The 17,446-nt window shown below is 65.4% G+C and carries 19 protein-coding genes; 10 read left to right on the top strand and 9 right to left on the bottom strand.

Annotation, left to right across the window (positions count from 1 at the left end; genetic code table 11):
* Positions 1-55: 55 nt before the first annotated feature.
* From QUH67_RS30230 to QUH67_RS30205, 6 genes are all read right to left on the bottom strand, one after another.
* The gene (locus QUH67_RS30230) at positions 56-889 is read right to left on the bottom strand and encodes a DUF2076 domain-containing protein (protein WP_300943144.1); all 834 of its coding nucleotides are present in this window, start codon (positions 887-889) and stop codon (positions 56-58) included.
* A gap of 126 nt (positions 890-1,015) precedes the next feature.
* Positions 1,016-1,861, bottom strand: a complete 846-nt coding sequence (locus QUH67_RS30225; protein ID WP_300943143.1) for a ChbG/HpnK family deacetylase — start codon at positions 1,859-1,861, stop codon at positions 1,016-1,018.
* A complete protein-coding gene (locus tag QUH67_RS30220; protein ID WP_300943142.1) occupies positions 1,858-2,904 on the bottom strand; it encodes a glycosyltransferase family 2 protein in 1,047 nt (348 codons plus the stop codon). Before QUH67_RS30220 ends, QUH67_RS30225 begins: the two co-directional genes overlap by 4 nt.
* A gap of 104 nt (positions 2,905-3,008) precedes the next feature.
* Positions 3,009-3,986 (bottom strand): ATP phosphoribosyltransferase, encoded by a 978-nt coding sequence (gene hisG, locus QUH67_RS30215; RefSeq protein ID WP_300943141.1) that lies wholly within the window; start codon positions 3,984-3,986, stop codon positions 3,009-3,011.
* Positions 3,983-5,140 carry an ATP phosphoribosyltransferase regulatory subunit gene (locus tag QUH67_RS30210; RefSeq protein WP_300943140.1) on the bottom strand — a complete coding sequence of 386 codons (1,158 nt, stop codon included), beginning with the start codon at positions 5,138-5,140 and terminating at the stop codon, positions 3,983-3,985. The genes hisG and QUH67_RS30210 overlap by 4 nt, the downstream gene beginning before the upstream one ends.
* A gap of 172 nt (positions 5,141-5,312) precedes the next feature.
* Positions 5,313-6,065, bottom strand: coding sequence for a 16S rRNA (uracil(1498)-N(3))-methyltransferase (locus tag QUH67_RS30205; protein WP_300943139.1), 753 nt, complete (start codon positions 6,063-6,065; stop codon positions 5,313-5,315).
* Between the two features lie 430 nt (positions 6,066-6,495).
* Here QUH67_RS30205 and QUH67_RS30200 point away from each other — a divergent pair, with 430 nt between their 5' ends.
* From QUH67_RS30200 to ubiA, 3 genes are all read left to right on the top strand, one after another.
* Positions 6,496-6,849: a hypothetical protein gene (locus tag QUH67_RS30200; protein WP_300943138.1), complete on the top strand. Its 354-nt coding sequence runs from the start codon at positions 6,496-6,498 to the stop codon at positions 6,847-6,849.
* Between the two features lie 245 nt (positions 6,850-7,094).
* Entirely contained in the window at positions 7,095-7,763 is a 669-nt protein-coding gene (locus tag QUH67_RS30195) for a hypothetical protein (RefSeq protein ID WP_300943137.1), read from the top strand.
* A gap of 10 nt (positions 7,764-7,773) precedes the next feature.
* Positions 7,774-8,706 (top strand): 4-hydroxybenzoate octaprenyltransferase, encoded by a 933-nt coding sequence (gene ubiA, locus QUH67_RS30190; RefSeq protein WP_300943136.1) that lies wholly within the window; start codon positions 7,774-7,776, stop codon positions 8,704-8,706.
* Between the two features lie 92 nt (positions 8,707-8,798).
* On the opposite strand, the gene QUH67_RS30185 is transcribed toward ubiA, so the two are convergent.
* Positions 8,799-9,326: a DUF6101 family protein gene (locus QUH67_RS30185; protein ID WP_300943135.1), complete on the bottom strand. Its 528-nt coding sequence runs from the start codon at positions 9,324-9,326 to the stop codon at positions 8,799-8,801.
* 289 nt (positions 9,327-9,615) lie between these two features.
* Between QUH67_RS30185 and QUH67_RS30180 the strand changes: the two genes are divergently transcribed.
* From QUH67_RS30180 to lpxK, 6 genes are all read left to right on the top strand, one after another.
* On the top strand, positions 9,616-11,019 hold the full coding sequence (locus tag QUH67_RS30180) for a TldD/PmbA family protein (RefSeq protein ID WP_300943134.1): 1,404 nt from the start codon (positions 9,616-9,618) through the stop codon (positions 11,017-11,019).
* Entirely contained in the window at positions 11,006-11,815 is an 810-nt protein-coding gene (locus QUH67_RS30175; RefSeq protein WP_300943133.1) for an inositol monophosphatase family protein, read from the top strand. Before QUH67_RS30180 ends, QUH67_RS30175 begins: the two co-directional genes overlap by 14 nt.
* Positions 11,816-11,908: 93 nt before the next feature.
* On the top strand, positions 11,909-12,157 hold the full coding sequence (locus tag QUH67_RS30170) for a DUF4170 domain-containing protein (protein ID WP_300943132.1): 249 nt from the start codon (positions 11,909-11,911) through the stop codon (positions 12,155-12,157).
* Positions 12,158-12,169: 12 nt separating this feature from the next.
* Positions 12,170-12,883 (top strand): lysophospholipid acyltransferase family protein, encoded by a 714-nt coding sequence (locus QUH67_RS30165; protein WP_300943131.1) that lies wholly within the window; start codon positions 12,170-12,172, stop codon positions 12,881-12,883.
* The gene (locus QUH67_RS30160) at positions 12,846-14,180 is read left to right on the top strand and encodes a 3-deoxy-D-manno-octulosonic acid transferase (protein WP_300943130.1); all 1,335 of its coding nucleotides are present in this window, start codon (positions 12,846-12,848) and stop codon (positions 14,178-14,180) included. The genes QUH67_RS30165 and QUH67_RS30160 overlap by 38 nt, the downstream gene beginning before the upstream one ends.
* Positions 14,173-15,165 (top strand): tetraacyldisaccharide 4'-kinase, encoded by a 993-nt coding sequence (gene lpxK / locus QUH67_RS30155; protein WP_300943129.1) that lies wholly within the window; start codon positions 14,173-14,175, stop codon positions 15,163-15,165. Before QUH67_RS30160 ends, lpxK begins: the two co-directional genes overlap by 8 nt.
* Before the next feature lie 8 nt (positions 15,166-15,173).
* Here lpxK and QUH67_RS30150 read toward each other — a convergent pair whose 3' ends face one another.
* The gene (locus QUH67_RS30150) at positions 15,174-16,139 is read right to left on the bottom strand and encodes an FG-GAP repeat domain-containing protein (RefSeq protein WP_300943128.1); all 966 of its coding nucleotides are present in this window, start codon (positions 16,137-16,139) and stop codon (positions 15,174-15,176) included.
* Between the two features lie 69 nt (positions 16,140-16,208).
* Positions 16,209-16,436 (bottom strand): DUF2093 domain-containing protein, encoded by a 228-nt coding sequence (locus QUH67_RS30145; protein ID WP_300943127.1) that lies wholly within the window; start codon positions 16,434-16,436, stop codon positions 16,209-16,211.
* Positions 16,437-16,623: 187 nt separating this feature from the next.
* Here QUH67_RS30145 and QUH67_RS30140 point away from each other — a divergent pair, with 187 nt between their 5' ends.
* On the top strand, positions 16,624-17,445 hold the full coding sequence (locus QUH67_RS30140; protein ID WP_300943126.1) for a dienelactone hydrolase family protein: 822 nt from the start codon (positions 16,624-16,626) through the stop codon (positions 17,443-17,445).
* Position 17,446 lies beyond the last annotated feature (1 nt).

Genomic DNA, 17,446 nt, shown 5'->3' with positions numbered 1-17,446 from the left:
AAACAAAAACGGCCGCCCGATGGGGGCGGCCGTTTCCTTTCTACTCAAACACGACTCACGCGTAATCGCTGTCGCCATCACCATCGTCGCCGTCGAAGCCGTCGGAATCGTGGTCCATGTCGTCATCGTCGTTCGAGGCCTGGTCGAAAAATCCCTGCCGCGACCCGCCATCATTGTTATCGGCGCGCTGACCCGACGAGCCGCGCGAACCGATGTCGTTGATCCCGGCCTCCCGCGCCAGATCGCCGCCGGGCTGCTGGTCGCTCCACGGCCGGCGGTCTTCGATCCCGCCGCTGTGGCCGGCTGTGTCGCCGAAGCTTTGGTGGTTGCCGCCGCCGCCCATCATCGAACGGAGGCTGCCGGCCAGCATCGAGCCGCCGACCACGCCGACCGCGGCCGCCGCAGCAGTGCCGAGAAACGAGCCGCCACCGCCGCCAAAGGCCGAAGGCTGCTGCTGCGGTGCGCCGCCATAAGGCTGCGCATAGGCCGGCTGGTTGTATTGTCCGGGCGGCTGACCCTGCGGCAAGACCTGACCGGTATTCCAGGCCGGGCGCCTGCCGCCGGCGATCTCGGGCGCACGTACGTTCGGCACCGAACCGTGCTGCTGGTTCTGTCCGAAGATCGCATCCCGCATCGAATCGAGGAAGCCGCCGGATTGACCTTGGTCTTGTTGACCTGCGCTCGCTTCCAGTTCCTGGATGCGCATGTCGGCGCGCTTCAACGCCTCGTCCTGCACCAGCGCGGTCTGCACCAGCGCATACACGGCATTGGGCGCGTTACGCAGGCCCTGCATGATTGCCGACATCGCCTCCGGATCGCGCTTGGCGCTTTCCAGCTTGGCGAGCCGGCCGAAAAGATCGTCAATCAGTTGGCGTTCTTGCGGTGTCATGGCCCTCTCCTTCGCGCCGGATTATCGACGCGCCGCCGAGATGTAGGGCAGGCTTTGGGTGCCAAGTAGTGGGAAGCCGAATTAAATTTTGGTATGCGACAAAATGTCAGGATTTTCCCGACGTTATCAACCCAATGTAACCTTATTCGCCGCCAGCAATGTCGGGAATCGATCGCCGGCGAGAAAGGCATGCTCCGACTCGCGCTGGGTGGTGAGGGGGTCGAGGCTTTCGAGGGTTTCGTCGACAAATCCAGGATGGCACATCACCAGCCCGCTATCCGGCAGTCCGTCGAGGAAATCACCCATCAGCTCGCCGAAATCGAAGGCTTTCGAGAAATCATAGGCGCCGGCGAAAGCAGGGTTGAACGCGAGGCCGGAAGCCGTGGCGCGCTTGCGGAATTGCGCGCTGAGAACGTCGAGCACCAGCGCCTTGGGTGCGCCGAGCCGCCTTGCCAACGGCTGCAGCCGCCCGCCCTGGCGGACCCAGGCCGTGGGGGCGGCTTCCTTGACCGCACGCAGAAAGGCGTCGCGCACCTGCGGAAAGAGTTGGGCGTGCTGGTGGCCGTCGACGAAATCGGGCGCGCGGCCGAACAGCTCCTTGAAGGCGGCGAACTGTGCCGAAAGCTCGTCCTCGATCAAACCAGGATCGAGCCGCCGCAACAGGCCTGCGCGCAGCAACTTCGGAAACGGCAGGAACAATCCGCCATCGAGCGGGCGGAAGTACATGGTCAGCGGACGAAACGGCGCGGTCAGCGTCGCATGCAGGCCGATGGCGCAGCGCGGGCTGCTCGCTGCGACCTCCTGTAACGCGGCGACCTCGGTGCGCCCGATCGCCGCGCCCACCACCATGACCGAAGTGGCGTTGAGACGGCCACGCGAGATCAGATCGCGTATCGCACGGTTGACGCCCTCGGCCATCCCGTAATCGTCGGCGCACAGCCAGATGCGGCGCGGCGGCGCGTCGTCGTTCATTCCGCGGCGGTCCGCTCAGGCGAACGCGCCGCCGTCCCGCCATCGGCGCGCTTTTCGGAATGTTCGGCGACGAAGTAGATCGGACGCGCTTTCAGCTCGGAGAGAATCTTGCCGATATATTCGCCGACGATGCCGATCATGATCAGCTGCACGCCGCCGATCGTCATCAACCCGATCATCAGCGAGGGATAGCCGGGCACCTGCTTGCCGGTGGTCAAAACCTCCCAGAGAATGGTCAGGCCGAAGATGAAAGCGGTGAACGCCAGCAGCACGCCGAGCATGCTGGCAAAGCGCAACGGCGCCACCGAGAACGAGGTCAGTCCCTCGATCGACAACCCGATCAGGCGGCTGGGGCTGAACGTGGTGACGCCGTGCGCGCGCGGCGCCGGCTCGTAGTCGACGCGGACCTGGCGGAAGCCGATCCAGTTCGACAGGCCCTTGAAGAAGCGGTTGCGTTCGGGAAGCTGGCGCAGCGCATTGGCCGCGCGCGGCGACAACAGGCGGAAGTCGCCGGCATCCTCGGGAATCTTCTGCCGCGCACCCCAGTTGACCAGCGCGTAGAAGCCGTGCACCGCCTGGCGGCGCAGGAACGTCTCGTTGTCGCGATGCGCCTTCGCGGTGTAGACGACGTCGTACCCGTCATCGATCCAGTGCGAGACCAGCTTCTCGACCAGGCTTGGCGGATGCTGGCCGTCGCCGTCCATGAACAGAACCGCGCCGCGCCTGGCATGGTCCAGCCCCGCCATCAGCGCCGCTTCCTTGCCGAAATTGCGCGACAGCGACACCACCTGGATGTCGAGGGCGTCGGCGGCAAGCGTGCGCGCGATTGCCAGCGTGTTGTCGGCGCTGCCATCATCGACATAGACCACTTCGCAGACCAAGCCGTAGCGCGCCTTCAGCGTACGGGCGAGGCCGGTCAGCCGCTCGTGCAGCACGACAAGTCCGGCCGCCTCGTTGTACAGCGGCACGACAATCGATAGCCCTTGCGCCGCGGCACCGGCCGGGGTCGTCGTCAGGCGGGAAACGTCAGAGCCGAGCGTCATCGATCAGGTCCCAATTGAGCTCCGGGGGTCTTCCAACCCCAGGGTCATCCAATCGTATATGCTATCTGACGCCGGCTGTCGCAACGATGAACGAAGCGGCAGCCTTATTGCCGCAGGAACGCCTCCAGCCGGGCGAACAGCGGGTTTTCCCGGTCGAGCACATAGTCGAGCGAGGCGACCGAGACGGTGTCGGCGCCGTGTTCACGCAGAAAACTGCCGAGGGCGTATAGTTTCATCGGGGGGCAGTGCAGCGTCAGCATGCCCGACGAACTCGGCCCGCCGAACGGCGCCACCACGCCGAACCGGTTATGCGCCTCGGCTAGCAGCTTGTCGTTGCAACCGGCAAAACGCGTGCGCACCTCGCGGTATTTGCTGGCCCGCGCGCGGGCGGCGATGTGGTCGAGGATGACGCGCGCGGTCTCGCGGGCCGCGGGCGACCAGTCGGCGTCCTTGGCGGCGACGAGGTTGGCCTGGCTGCGCAGGATTACGCCGTCGTCCAGCACCTTGAGCCCGTTGGCGGCCAGCGTAGCCCCCGTGGTCGTGATGTCGACGATCATCTCGGCGGTGCCGACGGCGGGCGCGCCCTCGGTGGCGCCGGCGCTTTCGACGATGCGGTAATCGACCACGCCGTGGGTGGCGAAGAAGTTGCGCGTCAGGTTGATGTATTTGGTCGCCACCCGCATGCGGCGGTTATGTTGGGCGCGAAAACCGGTGGTGACGTCGTCGAGATCGGCCATGGTGCGGACGTCGATCCAGGCCTGCGGCACCGCGACCACGACATTGGCGCTGCCGAAGCCGAGGCTGTCGATCAGCAACACGCGCTTGTCGGCGTCGGGAATGCTTTCGCGCAGCAGATCCTCGCCGGTGACGCCGAGATGCACCATGCCGCGCGCCAGCTGCGAAGCGATTTCGCTCGCGGAGAGATAAGCGATCTCGACATTGTCGAGGCCGGCAATGGTGCCGCGGTAGTCGCGCGCGCCACGCGGTTTCGCCAATGACAACCCGGCGCGGGTGAAAAACGCCTCGGCGTGTTCCTGCAGGCGGCCCTTGGAGGGAACGGCGAGGACGAAGGGGGCGGTCATGCGGCGCTCCCTTGCCTGGCGTGCTGCGTCAATGCCTCGATCCACACCGAGAAGCCGACCGCCGGGATCGGCGAGGAAGAGCCGAGTTGCGTCATCAGGCCGTCATAGCGTCCGCCGGCGATCAGCGGTTCAACGCCATTACCTTTTGCATGCAGTTCGAACTCGAAGCCGGTGTAGTAATCGAGGCCGCGGCCGAACGAGGTGGAAAACCGCACGCGCTTGGTGTCGATGCTGCGCGCGGCCATGAATCCGACGCGGCTTTCGAGCTCGTCGATGGCGGCCGTGAGATCGAGCCTGGCGTCGGCGGCGAGGGTACGCAGCTGCGCCACCGATTCATCCGGGTCGCCCGCGATCGCAAGGAAGCGCTTGATGATGTCGAGCGCGTCGCGCGGCAGCGCGCCGCCCTTCAGCGTCGACTGTTCGAGGAAGCGGTCGGCGATCTCCGCGACCGTGCGTCCCCCGACATTGGTGGTGCCCGCGATCGACATCAGGTCGGTGACCAGCGCCAGCGCCGCCTTGCGGTCGGAGCCGGCGAGCGCCGCCAGCACGCCCTCATATTCGTTGCGGCCGGGAGCGGCCGCGAGCGTCAGCCGTTCGATATCGTCGGTGAGGCTGAGCTTGCGGTTGAAATCCTTCATCAGCCGCCGTCGCCACACCGGATAGAGGTTGAGCGCGTCGATCAGCGCGGTGAACAGCGCGACATCGCCGGTGCGGATTTCGACATCCTTCAGTCCGAAAGCGCTGGTCGCTTCGAGCGCCAGCGCCAGCATTTCGGCATCCGCCGCGGCGCGGTCGTGCCGGCCGAACGATTCGATTCCGGCCTGCAGGAACTCGCTCGGCTGCCCGCCGCGATAGCGGAACACCGGTCCGAGATAGCTGAAGCCCGCGGGCTTTCCGGCGCCGGAAGACGCCAGATAATCGCGCGCCACCGGGATGGTGAGGTCGGGACGCAGGCAGAGTTCCTCGCCGGAGGCGTCGGTGGTCAGGTAAAGGCTCTTGCGGATGTCCTCGCCGGAAAGGTCGAGGAACGGCTCGGCCGGCTGCAGGATGCCGGGATGGGCCTGCACGTAGCCGCCTTGTGCAAACGACAATAGCAGGGCGTCCGCCCAGGAAGCGGATCCGGCAGCACCTCTGTCGGCGGCGGTCGCGGTCATTTTACGTCCAATTATCCGGAAAAACCGGGTTTTAGGGTTGATTTGGGGGCTGTGGGGTTCCCAGAGGCCTCGTTGGCGCAGGCCTTAGCATGGCCAGCGTGGCGTTTCGACAGGGATTGGCCAACTGAATTAATGGAAGGTGGGCTTACCGGAAGTGCCGCGACCGCTTGAGCTATGCCGAACCCCGCCAGTCCCCCAACGTAGACTGAACCAGCGCCAACGCGGCCACGCCGGCGGTATCCGCGCGTAAAATGCGGGGGCCGAGCGACAACCGCAGCGTCCTGGGCTGCCGCAGCAGCAGCGCCCGTTCCTCTTCGGCGAAGCCGCCCTCGGGGCCGATCAGGACGTCGATCCCGTCGGCCGCAGCCAGTCCCCGTTGCAACGCCTCGATGGGATTGCCGATCTCGGCCGCTTCATCGCAGAACACCAGCAGGCGGCTGGTCCCGCGCCTGTCGAGGAAACGATCGAGCGCGACGGGCTCGGCGACCTCGGCGAGGCTCAGGATGCCGCATTGCTCGGCGGCCTCGATCACGTTGGCGCGCATCCGCTCGACGTTGACCCTTGAGACCTGCGTATGCCGCGTCAACACCGGCTGCAGTGCCGAGGCCCCCATCTCCACCGCCTTCTGCACCATGTAATCGAGCCGCGCGTGTTTCAGCGGTGCGAACACATAGCCAATGTCGGGCAGCCGATCCTGCGGCCGCGTCCGCGCGACGATCATCAGCGTATCCGGCCGCTTGCGGCCGTCGATCTGCGCCTGCCATTCGCCGTCGCGGCCGTTGAACACCAGGATCGATTCGCCGGCGGAAAGCCGCAGCACGTTGCCGAGATAATTGCTCTGGTTGCGCTCGAGTTCGATTCGCACGCCCTCGGCCAAGGCGGCGTCGACGAACAGGCGCGGGGCGGCGAAGTCGAGTTCAGGCATGTCTGGTAATCCAAATCGGGCCTGCTTTTAGCCCAACGCGCCAGAATCCGGATGGGATTTTTGCCTTGGCGTCACGTGACGACACGCTAATGTCTCATTCCACGATCTATTTTCGGTTGTAACATTGAAGGTCACGCCTCGCTCGGCAGACGATTCGGATTCCATGGTCCCCGCCGGAGAAAACACCTTGACGATCCGCCGCCTGATTTGGCCGCTGACCGCTGCCGTCGTGGCCTTTCACGCTGGGCAAGTGTTTGCGCAGGCTGCGTTCCCAGCGCCGTTGCCCGATCCGAGCGCAGCACCTGCAAACGGTTCGCCGTTCCCGCTGGTGAATGGCGCCCCATCGGGGTTCGAGTGGCAAGGCCCCGCCCCGGTTTCCAGCGGATTCAGCGGGCCGCCACCCCAGGGCAGCGATTCGGCCGACGCCTGCATGAAAGGGTTCGTTCCCTTGCGCGAGGAAGCCGAGCGGCGCCGCAAGATGATCAAGGCCGCGGGCGACCGCAAGGCGCCGCCGGACGAGGCATGCAAGCTGATCGGCGATTTCGGCCAGGCCGAATTGAAGTTGGTCAAATATGTCGAGACTAATTCGGCCAAATGCGGAATACAGCCGCAGTTCGCCGTGCGGCTCAGGACCGGCCACAGGAACACCGAGCAGTTGCAGAAGCAGGTCTGCACCATGGCGCGTCGGAACCCGTCAGCCGGTCCGGACCTGGACAAAGTGCTGGGGCCGGGCGACTTCTGGCCCGCATCCGGGCCGGCCGGCGATTTTCGGATCGTCCGCTGACCCTTGGGTCTGGTGAACGCGTTGCGAAATCGTTCAGCCAACGGTAAAGCTTCCGTTATCGAGCGCTTTCAGCCGCGAGCGGGTGGATCTGGCGCAATTTTTGGCGTTCCAGCGACGCTGCGCCGCGCTGCTGCCCCAATCGGCGGGTTGTTAAGCGCCGGCAGGAATCGTAAAAGGCCTTTTCGCAAATCTGCTTCGTTCGGACGCGTTGGGGCTTGCCTGACCTCGCCGGAGAACCGCTCTTGATGATCCGTCGCCTGATTGTGCCGTTGACCGCTGCCGTTGTGGGCCTTCACGCGGGCCATGTCTTTGCGCAAACGCCGTTTCCGGCACCACTCCCGAACCAGAGTGCCGCGCCCGCGAACGCTTCGCCGTTTCCGCCGGTGAATGGCGTTGGCGGCGCGCCGGTCCAGAGTGCGGCTCCGGTTTCCGGCGGCTCGGTCTTCGATCGCGGAGCGTCGCCAGCGGGCGGAATGCCGCAAGCCGGCGGGCCGCCGCAGGCGGGCGGCGCGGCAGACGCCTGCATGAAGGGGTTTGTTCCACTGCGCGAAGAGGCGGAAAAGCGCGGCAAGATGATCAAGGCCGCGAGCGACCGCAAGGCGCCGCCGGACGAGGCCTGCAAGCTGATCAGGAATTTCGGCCAGGCCGAATTGAAGATGATCGCCTATGTGCAGACCAATTCCGCCAAATGCGGAATTCCGCCGCAGATCGCCGACCAACTCAAGAACGGCCACAAGAACACCGAGAAGATGCAGAATCAGGTCTGTGCCGTCGCGCAGCAGGCAGCTACGCGAGGCCCGGCCGGTCCCAGCCTGAGCGAAGTGCTCGGTTCCTCATCGCTCCCCGAGGCGCAGGCCGTCAAGAAGGGCGGCAGTACCTTCGATACGCTGAACGGCAACGTCCTCACGCGATGACCCCGCGCCGATGAGCGAGGTGACCGCCCCGGTTGCCGACGCGACCGGCAACTGGGTCGATACGCACGCGCCCTCCTGGGCGCGGCCCTATTTGCGGCTTTCCCGTTTCGACCGTCCGATCGGTTCCTGGCTGCTGCTGATGCCGTGCTGGTGGTCGGCAGCGCTGGCCGCCGGCGTTGCCCGCGACGTTTCGCAACTGCCGCTCACGATCGTACTGTTCTTCATCGGCGCCTTTGTGATGCGCGGCGCTGGCTGCGCCTGGAACGACATCACCGACCGTGATCTCGATGCGCGCGTCGAGCGGACGCGATCCCGGCCATTGCCCGCCGGCCAGATCAGCGTGGCACAGGCGTTGGCTTTCCTGGTCCTGCTGGCGCTGATCGGCCTTGCCGTGCTGCTGCAGTTCAACCGGTTTGCGATTCTGACCGGCATCGCCTCGCTCGCCATCGTCGCGATCTATCCGTTCATGAAGCGCATCACCTGGTGGCCGCAGGTCGTGCTGGGCCTCGCCTTTTCATGGGGCGCGCTGATGGGGTTCGCCGTCACGCTCGGGCGGATCGATCCGCCCGCGCTCGCGCTCTATGCCGGCTCGATCGCCTGGGTGATCGGCTACGACACGATCTACGCACATCAGGACGCCGAGGACGACGCGCTGATCGGGGTCAAATCCACCGCGCGGTTGTTCGGCGCGCGCACTCACCGGGCGCTGGCTGTGTTGTATGCGCTCGCGGTTATGCTGATCGGTGCGGCGCTTGTGCTCGCCGGCGCGCGCTGGGCGGCATGGATCGGACTCGCGGTGTTCGCGGTGCATCTGGTCTGGCAGATCAAGCAGCTGGACATTGCCGACGGCGCCTTGTGTCTGCGCATTTTCAAATCCAACCGCGACGCCGGATTGCTTCTGTTCGCGGGCTTGCTAGTCGATGCCGTGATGCGCGCGGCCTGATGGCTTCGTCATAGTGAGCGCAGCGAAGCGATCCATCCATCCCTGGGCGGGGATATGGATTGCTTCGCTGCGCTCACAATGACGGGTTAGCCTCAATCCCGCGCGATGATCTCGCGCTCGTCGCGGTGAATGGTCTCGGTATTGGTCAGATTGCCGAGGCGGCGGCGCACCAGAAATTTCGGGCGGCGGGCGCGGATGGCATTGTGGCGGCGGCGACGGGCGGCCGGTTCGTAATGATCGTCTTCCATCAATTGCGGAAGCGCGAAGATGTCGCTCCATGTCAGCCAGGCCGACACGATCTCCTCGCGATCGGCGCTCTCGCACAGGGGAATGTTGAGCGCGGGGTCGCGATGGACCAGCACCAGCACCTGCGCATCGTCATCGACGCTGCGCAGCGCGACGCCGAGAAAGTCCTGGACGCGAACGTTGATTGCCATCCGCATGCCCTGAACGGCACGGTGCAGCACGACGCGTTCGCGATGAAGTTCGATCCGCCGCACGCCGCCGTCCGCGCGGGTATCATGCGCATGGAAGCTGAGCGGAAGAGAGAGAGGGTCGAGCCGCGTGACACGGCTCGACCCGGCGGGATTGATCCCGCTTGTTGCTGTTTGACGCCCCACAGTTTTGATCTCCCCGCCGGGATTATGTGCCCGGTCGATACGCGAGACCGTAGCGGAGCGATTTCCGTATCGCCTTAAAAAGCCTGGTTAAGGAGATGTCACCCGCCGTGCTTCTGGCAGCATGATTGACAAGACCTTGGCGCACATGATTGACGAGACCTTGCGCAGATGCCGAAATTGCCTGACATTTGGCGGCGCAAAATGCTTGAAATCCAAGTGAATCAGGCACATCTGTGAGGGCGTTGCCGGCTTGCGTTTCCCGCTCTCTTCAATGTCAGGGATTTTGTTTGTGAACTCTTCACCATCCAGCACTTCGCCACAATCGAAGTCTTCCGGCGCGACTTCCGACCTGTTCGACCAATCGGCGCTCTCGACGCTGGCGCAGCGCCTCGTCGAGGCTGCGAAACGTGCGGGCGCGGACGCTGCCGACGCGGTTGCGGTGCGCGGCGTGTCGCAGGGCGTCGAGGTGCGCGATGGCCGGGTCGAGGAATCCGAGCGTTCCGAAGGCGACGATGTTGGTCTGCGCGTGCTGGTCGGGCAGCGTCAGGCCGTGGTCTCGACCAATGACGTCTCCGGCGACGGCATTGCAAAGCTCGCCGAGCGCGCGGTCGCGATGGCCCGCGTGGCGCCCGACGACAAATATGTCGGCCTCGCCGATCCCGCGCTGCTTGCGCGCGACTTCGCCGATCTCGATCTGCTCGATCGCAATATCCCGACCACCGGCGAACTGGAGCGCCGCGCTTGCGAGGCCGAGGCCGCAGGCCTTGCGGTCAAGGGCGTCTCCAAGTCCGGCGGCGCGTCCGCCTCGGGCGGCATCGGCGGCATGGTGCTGGTGACCTCGACCGGCTTCCACGGCTCCTATCTGCGCTCCAGCCACGGCATCTCGATGACCGCGATCTCGGGCGAAGGCACCAGCATGGAGCGCGACTACGATTTCACCTCCGCGCCGCATGCCTCCGACCTCGCTTCGCCCGAAAGCGTCGGCCGCAAGGCAGGCGAGCGCACCGTGGCGCGGTCCAACCCGCGCAAGGTCGAAACCTGCAAGGTGCCCGTCGTGTACGATCCGCGGGTGTCGGGATCGCTGGTCGGACATCTCGTCGGCGCCATCAACGGCGCCTCGGTCGCGCGCAAGACGAGCTTTTTGAAGGACCGGATGGGCGAGCAGCTGTTCGCGAAGGAAATCCGCATCATCGACGATCCCTTGCGGGTGCGCGGCCTGCGCTCGCAGACGTTCGACGCCGAGGGCGTCAGGGTGAAGAAGACCGCGCTGATCGACGAAGGCGTGCTGACCACCTGGCTGCTCGATTGCGCGACCGCGCGCGAACTCGGGCTGGTCACGACCGGACACGCCCATCGCGGCGTCTCGTCCTCGCCGTCGCCGGGAGCATACAATCTGCATCTCGAAGCCGGTGCGATGACTCCGAAAGAGCTGATCTCGGACATTAAACAGGGCTTTTACGTCACCGACCTGATCGGCTCCGGCGTCAATGGCGTCACCGGCGATTACAGCCGCGGCGCCTCCGGCTTCTGGATCGAGAACGGCGAGATCACTTATCCGGTCAGCGAGGTGACGATCGCGGGCCATTTGCTGGCGATGTTCAAATCGCTGGTCGCCGCCAACGATCTGGAATTCCGCTTCGGCGTCAACGCGCCGACGCTGCGCATCGAGGGCCTGACGCTTGGCGGACGCTGATATCGCCGACAGGGTTTGGGCGCGCGATGCTGCGCTGCTGAGAGACGCGGTTCGCGAGGCCGGCGCGTTGGCCCTGTCGCTGTTTCGCACCGAGCTGAAGAACTGGACCAAGGGCGCCTCGTCGCCGGTCTCCGAGGCCGACATCGCCGTCAACGACCTCATCGAGCGGCGGCTGCGCGCGGCGACACCGGACTACGGCTGGCTGTCGGAAGAGAGCGTCGATGACGACAGCCGCCTCGGCAAGGAACTGGCCTGGATCGTCGACCCGATCGACGGCACCCGCGCCTATCTTGCCCACCGCGAGGACTGGTGCGTCAGCGTGGCGCTGGTTGCCGGTTCGGCGCCGGTGCTGGCGGCGGTGTTCGCGCCGGCCACGGACGAATTCTTCTTCGCTGTCCGTGGGCGCGGCGCCACGCATAATGAAAGGCCGGTGCGTGCGGCGCCCGGCGCGGATCTGGATTTTTCCCGGATGGCCGGGCCAAAGCCACTGGTGCAGCGGCTGAGCCCTTCGGCGGAGGAGATCACGCTGCATCCGCGCATAGGATCGCTGGCGCTGCGGCTGTGCCGGGTCGCGGATGGCAGCCTCGATGCCGCTTTTGCAGGCGGCCAGAGCCGCGATTGGGACCTTGCCGCCGCGAATTTGATCGTGCAGGAAGCCGATGGTAGAATGACCGCGCTTTCCGGGGATGCGATCGAGTATAATCGCCGGGAGGTGGTGCACGGGGTGCTGGTGGCGGCGGGGCAGGATAGACACAGTCGGATTGTCGCGCACTTCCGGGATCACCGACTGCCCTGAATCGGTCGAAATCCGTGCCACATGTGGTTCCGTTGATATCGCGTTGATCGTGTCGCTGTTTGCTTGCCGGGCATCTCGTTAGGAAAGATCATCATGCCAGATAGCCCTCCGCAGCAATTGCTGCATCTCGTCATCGGCGGCGAACTGACCGACCTCGAACACGTCACGTTCAAGGACCTCGACCAGGTCGAGATCGTCGGCGTCTATCCGAACTACGCATCGGCGCTTGCGGCCTGGAAGGCGAAGGCGCAGCAGACCGTCGACAACGCCCACATGCGCTACTTCGTGGTTCACCTCCATCGCCTGCTCGATCCAGGCCAAGACACGAAGTCCTCCGGCTAAGAAGTCCTGCATTTGAAACGTTTCTTTCGCGATTTGCTGCGCAGCGCTTCGGTTCAGCGCGCGCTCGGGGTACTCGCGGCCGAGTACCTGCGGCTGGTCTGGCTGACCAACCGCTTCAGCTACGAGCCGGCCGATGTCTATGCGCAGGTCGAGCCGGAAATGCCGGCGATCTTCGCGTTCTGGCATGGCCAGCATTTCATGACGCCCTTCATCAAGACCAAGGAGAGCCACCGTGCCAAGGTGTTGATCTCGCGGCATCGCGACGGCGAGTTCAATGCGATCGCCGCCGAGCGGCTCGGCATTGGAACCATCCGCGGCTCCGGCGATCATGGCGGCGCCTTTCACCGCAAGGGCGGTGTCGGCGCATTCCGCGAAATGCTGCAGGCGCTTGAAGACCAGTGGAATGTCGCGACCACCGCTGACGTGCCGAAGCGGGCGCGGGTGGTGGGCCTCGGCATCATCATGCTGGCACGGGAATCGGGCCGGCCGATCATGCCGTTTGCGATGGTGACCTCCAGATTCATCCGGTTGAAGAACTGGGACTCCACCACCATCAATTTACCGTTCGGACGCGGTGCTGTGGTCGGCATCGAGGCTGTGCATGTCCCACCGGATGCAGATGCCGAGACTATGGAAAAGCTCCGTCTTCAGGTAGAAGCTTACCTGAACGAAGCGACCCGCCGCGCCTATGTGGCCGTCGGGCGTCCGGAGGCCGCTCTTGGCTGACCCACTGCCGCTGACGCTGCGCGTCTACCGGAAACTGTCGTACGCGATGGTGCCGCTGTCGCCCGCGCTGATCAGCCGGCGGCTGAAGCTCGGCAAGGAAGATCCGGCGCGCTTCGGCGAGCGCCGCGGCGTGAGTGCCGATGTCCGTCCCGCAGGTCCGCTGGTCTGGATTCACGGCGCAAGCGTCGGTGAAGTGCTGGCCGCGGCGGGTCTGATCGAGCGCCTGCGCGGACTTAACCTGCGCATCCTGCTGACCTCGGGCACGGTGACCTCGGCGGCGATCGTCGCCAAGCGGTTCCCGCGCGACGTCATCCATCAATATGTGCCGTATGATTCGCCGCGCTACGTTGGGCGGTTTCTCGATCACTGGCAGCCCTCGCTGGCGCTATTCATCGAATCCGACCTGTGGCCGAACCTGATCCTGTCGAGCGCCGCGCGGCGGCTTCCGATGGTGCTGATCAACGGGCGAATGTCGCAGCGCTCGTTTCCGCGTTGGCAGCGGGTGCAAGGCACCATCTCGGCGCTGCTCGACAAGTTCGACATCTGTCTGGCGCAATCGCAGACCGATGGTGATCGCTTTTCGGCGCTCGGCAGCCGCAACGTCGTCGTGACGGGAAACCTCAAGCTCGACGTGCCCGCGCCGCCGGCCGATGCAAACAGGCTGGAGCGGCTGATGACGATGACGCGCGGCCGCCCGGTCGTGCTCGCGGCCTCGACGCACCCGGGCGAAGAGGAAATCCTGACCGAAACACACCGGATGCTGGCCGGCTATTTTCCAGGCCTGTTGACCGTCATCGTGCCGCGGCATCCCGACCGTGGTGAGGCCATCGCGCGCATGATTTTTGCGTCCGGCCTCAACCCGACCCTCCGATCGCGCGAGGATTTGCCAACCGCCACCACCGATATCTACGTGGCCGACACCATGGGCGAACTCGGGCTGTTCTACCGGCTGGCGCCGATCGTGTTCATGGGCGGATCGCTGGTCGAGCATGGCGGGCAGAATCCGATCGAGGCGATCAAGCTCGGCGCGTCGGTCATCCATGGGCCCCACGTTTTCAACTTCACCGATGTCTATGAAGCCCTCGATGCTGCCGGTGGTGCGCGGCGGGCCGATACGCAGGAAGCGCTCGTCAAGCAGTTCGGGCAGCTGCTCGCCGATCCCAAGGCGCGCGACGCCGCGCTGGTCGCCTCCGAACACGTGGTCGCCCGGCTCGGCGGCGCGCTGGAGCGTACGCTCTCCGCGCTCGAGCCATATCTGCTGCAATTGCAGATCGAGATGGGAGCGGCCAATGCGTGAGCCGGGTTTCTGGCACGGCCCGGCCTCGCTCAACGCGCATCTCCTGAAACCGCTCGCGGCCCTCTACGGCGCCGTCGCCGCGCAGCAGCTGCGGCGCAAGGGATTGAACGCCGGCATCCCGGTGCTTTGTGTCGGCAATTATCACGTCGGCGGTGCCGGCAAGACGCCGACGGTGCTGGCGCTGGCGAAACTGTTGCGCGAGCTCGGCGAGACGCCGGTGGTGCTGAGCCGCGGCTATGGCGGCAAATTACGCGGACCGGTCCGGGTCGATCCCGGCAGGCACGCGGCTTCCGAGGTTGGCGACGAGCCCCTGATGATGGCGGATACGCTGCCGGTGGTGGTGTCGCGCAGGCGCGCGGACGGCGTACCGCTGGCGCGGGCGCAAGGCGCCACCGTGATCCTGATGGATGACGGTTTCCAGAGCCCGGCGATCGTCAAGGATGCCTCGCTGATCGTGATCGACGGCGCGCGCGGCATCGGCAACGGCCAGGTGTTTCCCGCCGGCCCCCTGCGTGCGCCGTTACGGCCGCAACTGGCGCGCACCGACGCGCTCATCATCGTCGGCAACGGCAGTGCTGCTGAATCGATTGCGGCCGAGATCGCGGCGCAAGGCAAGCCGGTGTTGCGTGCACATCTGAAGCCGGATGAGGCGCAGGTCGCGCAGCTTCGGAGCAGGCGCGTGCTGGCGTTTGCCGGCATCGGCGATCCCACGCGATTTTTCAGCACGCTGTGCGCCAGCGGCATCGACGTCGCCCGGCAGCGCGCCTTCGCCGATCATCATGCGTATTCACCGACCGAGATCGAAAGCCTGATCGCCGAGGCCAAACGCGATGGGCTGACGCTGGTCACGACGGAAAAGGATCTGGCGCGCTTAAGGGGGTGGTCGCAGCAGATCGTGCCGTTCGCGGTGACGCTCGAATTCGACGACGCGGCGCTACTGCGAAAATACGTGTCGGCCCGCCTGTTCAAGGCACGCGAGAAGTGAGTTCACCCTTACTGATTCCGGACAAGAATCAACTGGCCGTCGTCGACGCCGGCGATCAGCGCGAGCTTGCCGCCGAATTCAATGGCCCCGATGTTTGTCACTATTCGCGCAGGCAATCGCACGCGAGCTATGTCGCGGACTTCAGGCGTAAAACTGACGATCCGCAGCGTTCTCCGATCCAGACTGGGCACCGCGAGATCGGGATGGCCGTCTCCATCGAAATCGGCCGTCCAACTCAAGCCGAGCGCGCGCGAGCCGATGAAATGGTTCGCCACGTCGGTAATCTCGTTGACCTTGGTCAGCTTCCCGTCCTTCCATGACCATAGCTCGAGACGTCCGACGACATGCGGCTGCCGAACCAGCGCGATATCGGTGGTACCGTTGCCGTCATAGTCTGCGATCCCCGCCGGGTTCAGCCACGCATGCGCACGACCGATCGGCGGGGTTTCGGCGGCGATGGTCATGCTGTCGGTGTCGATGATCGCGAGCGCCGATCCGCGATCGAGATATGATTTTACCGCCACGATCCAGTCGCGTCCGTCGATCGAAGCGATGCGCGGGGAGAGATCCTCGAACACCGCATCGCGGCCGAGCGTTACGCTGCCGTGCCGTCCATCACGCCGCTCGATCACCAGACTGCCGGCTTCGATCGCATCGCCGAGAACGCCGTGGTCGTAGCGGCTGGTGGGCGCCGCAAGCCAGGCGCGGGCGACCTGCGCGGTGCCGACGATCATTCGGCCGTCGGCAAGGGCGTCGCGCGGAAGCCTGGGTCGATCGGGAGGACTCGCAGGAACGAGCTTTGCAGCATCGTTTGCGAGCTGATACCAACTGGCTCCGACCGCGATCCGGACGGCGGCGCCGTCAACGTCGATTGCCGTCACGCGACCCGATGTCGGTACGACATCGGCACGCCATTGTGCCGCGGCAGGCGCGATGAAGACCATCCAAAAGAGCAGGGCGGCGCGTAGCAGCATGGGGACCGATGCAAAGTGTCTGCGGAGCGCCAGACAAGGCGCCACGCGCTTGCTGGCTCTCAATTGTTGTTAGCCCTGCGTCTTCAGTGCATCCGGAAAATGCCGCTGCAGCACGGCGCTCGGGACGGAATAGGCCTCCTGGAGGTCGACGCTCCAGTACTTCAATTCGTCGAGCGGAATCCGCACGTCGGTGATGGCGCAGCGTACATAGGTTCCGGGCGAGATCACGCGGAAATCGCCGTCCAGATATTGCACCTGCGCTTCGCCATGGCCCGAGGAGCCGAATTTATTGAGCACGTCAAACTCTCCGATCAGCCCGCCCGCAACGGCTGGCCTTGAATGTCTTTTCCAGGTTCGATCTATCATAAATAGGTCGTGCTGTCCGCCACGCAAACTGACCTGATTGTGATGATTTCGGGTCCGGCTGCATGATAGCGTTAACTCCGCCGGTGCCCACCGCGTCATGCCGATCCGACCGAGACCGATGCGCCTGTTGCCAGCCACATTATCCCTTATACTCCTCGCGACGGCCTGCGCGGCCGGGGCCGCGCCGCTACAGGTCGATATCCCGGCGGGCGGCCTGACCCTGCATGCCCAGCTTTACAAGCCCGATGGCGACGGCCCGTTTCCAACCGTGATCGCGCTGCATGGCTGCGGCGGCTTAGGGGGCCAATCGGAGCCTGTGCAGCCGCGCTACCGCGACTGGGCGGAGCAACTGTTGAAGACCGGCCACGCCGTTCTGCTGCCGGATAGCTACGGTTCGCGCGAACTTGGCCCGCAATGCCGCGCCAAGGAACGCCCGGTGCTCGCCCGCCGCGAGCGGGTTGCCGATATCAATGCAGCGCGGCAATGGCTAACGCAGCAGCCGTGGGCCGCGCGCGCGCGGATCAGCCTGATGGGATGGGCGAACGGCGCCAGCGCGGTGCTGTGGGCGGTGCGTCCGCAATCACTGGCGCGCGGGATCGCGCCGGATTTCCGCTCGGCCATCGCATTCTATCCGGATTGCCGGATCTCGTCCGGCCTCGGCTGGAGCACGCGGGTGCCGACGCTGCTCCTGATCGGCGCGCAGGACGATATCAGTTCGCCATCCGCCTGCCGCCAGGTCGTGGAAGGCGCGCGTGGCCGCAGCGCACTGGCGCAGATAGTCGTCTATCCCGGTGCGGCCCATGATTTCGATCGCGCCAACCTGCCGCTGCGGGCTATCGCGGGCGCCGACGCCGCCTTGCCCGAGCGCGGCCATATCGGCACCGATGCGGAAGCACGCAAGGACGCGCAGCGCCGCGTCAACGAGTGGCTGGCGCGCTAAG

The organism is Bradyrhizobium roseum, from assembly GCF_030413175.1.
GTDB classification, from domain to species: domain Bacteria; phylum Pseudomonadota; class Alphaproteobacteria; order Rhizobiales; family Xanthobacteraceae; genus Bradyrhizobium; species Bradyrhizobium roseum.
This window is presented reverse-complemented; position numbering and strand designations above follow the sequence as displayed.

Coding starts and splice junctions, on each gene's coding strand:
- QUH67_RS30230 (WP_300943144.1), bottom strand. CDS start 889: ATGACACCGCAAGAACGCCAACTGATTGACGATCTTTTCGGCCGGCTC.
- QUH67_RS30225 (WP_300943143.1), bottom strand. CDS start 1,861: ATGAACGACGACGCGCCGCCGCGCCGCATCTGGCTGTGCGCCGACGAT.
- QUH67_RS30220 (WP_300943142.1), bottom strand. CDS start 2,904: ATGACGCTCGGCTCTGACGTTTCCCGCCTGACGACGACCCCGGCCGGT.
- hisG (WP_300943141.1), bottom strand. CDS start 3,986: ATGACCGCCCCCTTCGTCCTCGCCGTTCCCTCCAAGGGCCGCCTGCAG.
- QUH67_RS30210 (WP_300943140.1), bottom strand. CDS start 5,140: ATGACCGCGACCGCCGCCGACAGAGGTGCTGCCGGATCCGCTTCCTGG.
- QUH67_RS30205 (WP_300943139.1), bottom strand. CDS start 6,065: ATGCCTGAACTCGACTTCGCCGCCCCGCGCCTGTTCGTCGACGCCGCC.
- QUH67_RS30200 (WP_300943138.1), top strand. CDS start 6,496: ATGAAAGGGTTCGTTCCCTTGCGCGAGGAAGCCGAGCGGCGCCGCAAG.
- QUH67_RS30195 (WP_300943137.1), top strand. CDS start 7,095: ATGATCCGTCGCCTGATTGTGCCGTTGACCGCTGCCGTTGTGGGCCTT.
- ubiA (WP_300943136.1), top strand. CDS start 7,774: ATGAGCGAGGTGACCGCCCCGGTTGCCGACGCGACCGGCAACTGGGTC.
- QUH67_RS30170 (WP_300943132.1), top strand. CDS start 11,909: ATGCCAGATAGCCCTCCGCAGCAATTGCTGCATCTCGTCATCGGCGGC.
- QUH67_RS30160 (WP_300943130.1), top strand. CDS start 12,846: ATGTGGCCGTCGGGCGTCCGGAGGCCGCTCTTGGCTGACCCACTGCCG.
- lpxK (WP_300943129.1), top strand. CDS start 14,173: ATGCGTGAGCCGGGTTTCTGGCACGGCCCGGCCTCGCTCAACGCGCAT.
- QUH67_RS30150 (WP_300943128.1), bottom strand. CDS start 16,139: ATGCTGCTACGCGCCGCCCTGCTCTTTTGGATGGTCTTCATCGCGCCT.
- QUH67_RS30140 (WP_300943126.1), top strand. CDS start 16,624: ATGCGCCTGTTGCCAGCCACATTATCCCTTATACTCCTCGCGACGGCC.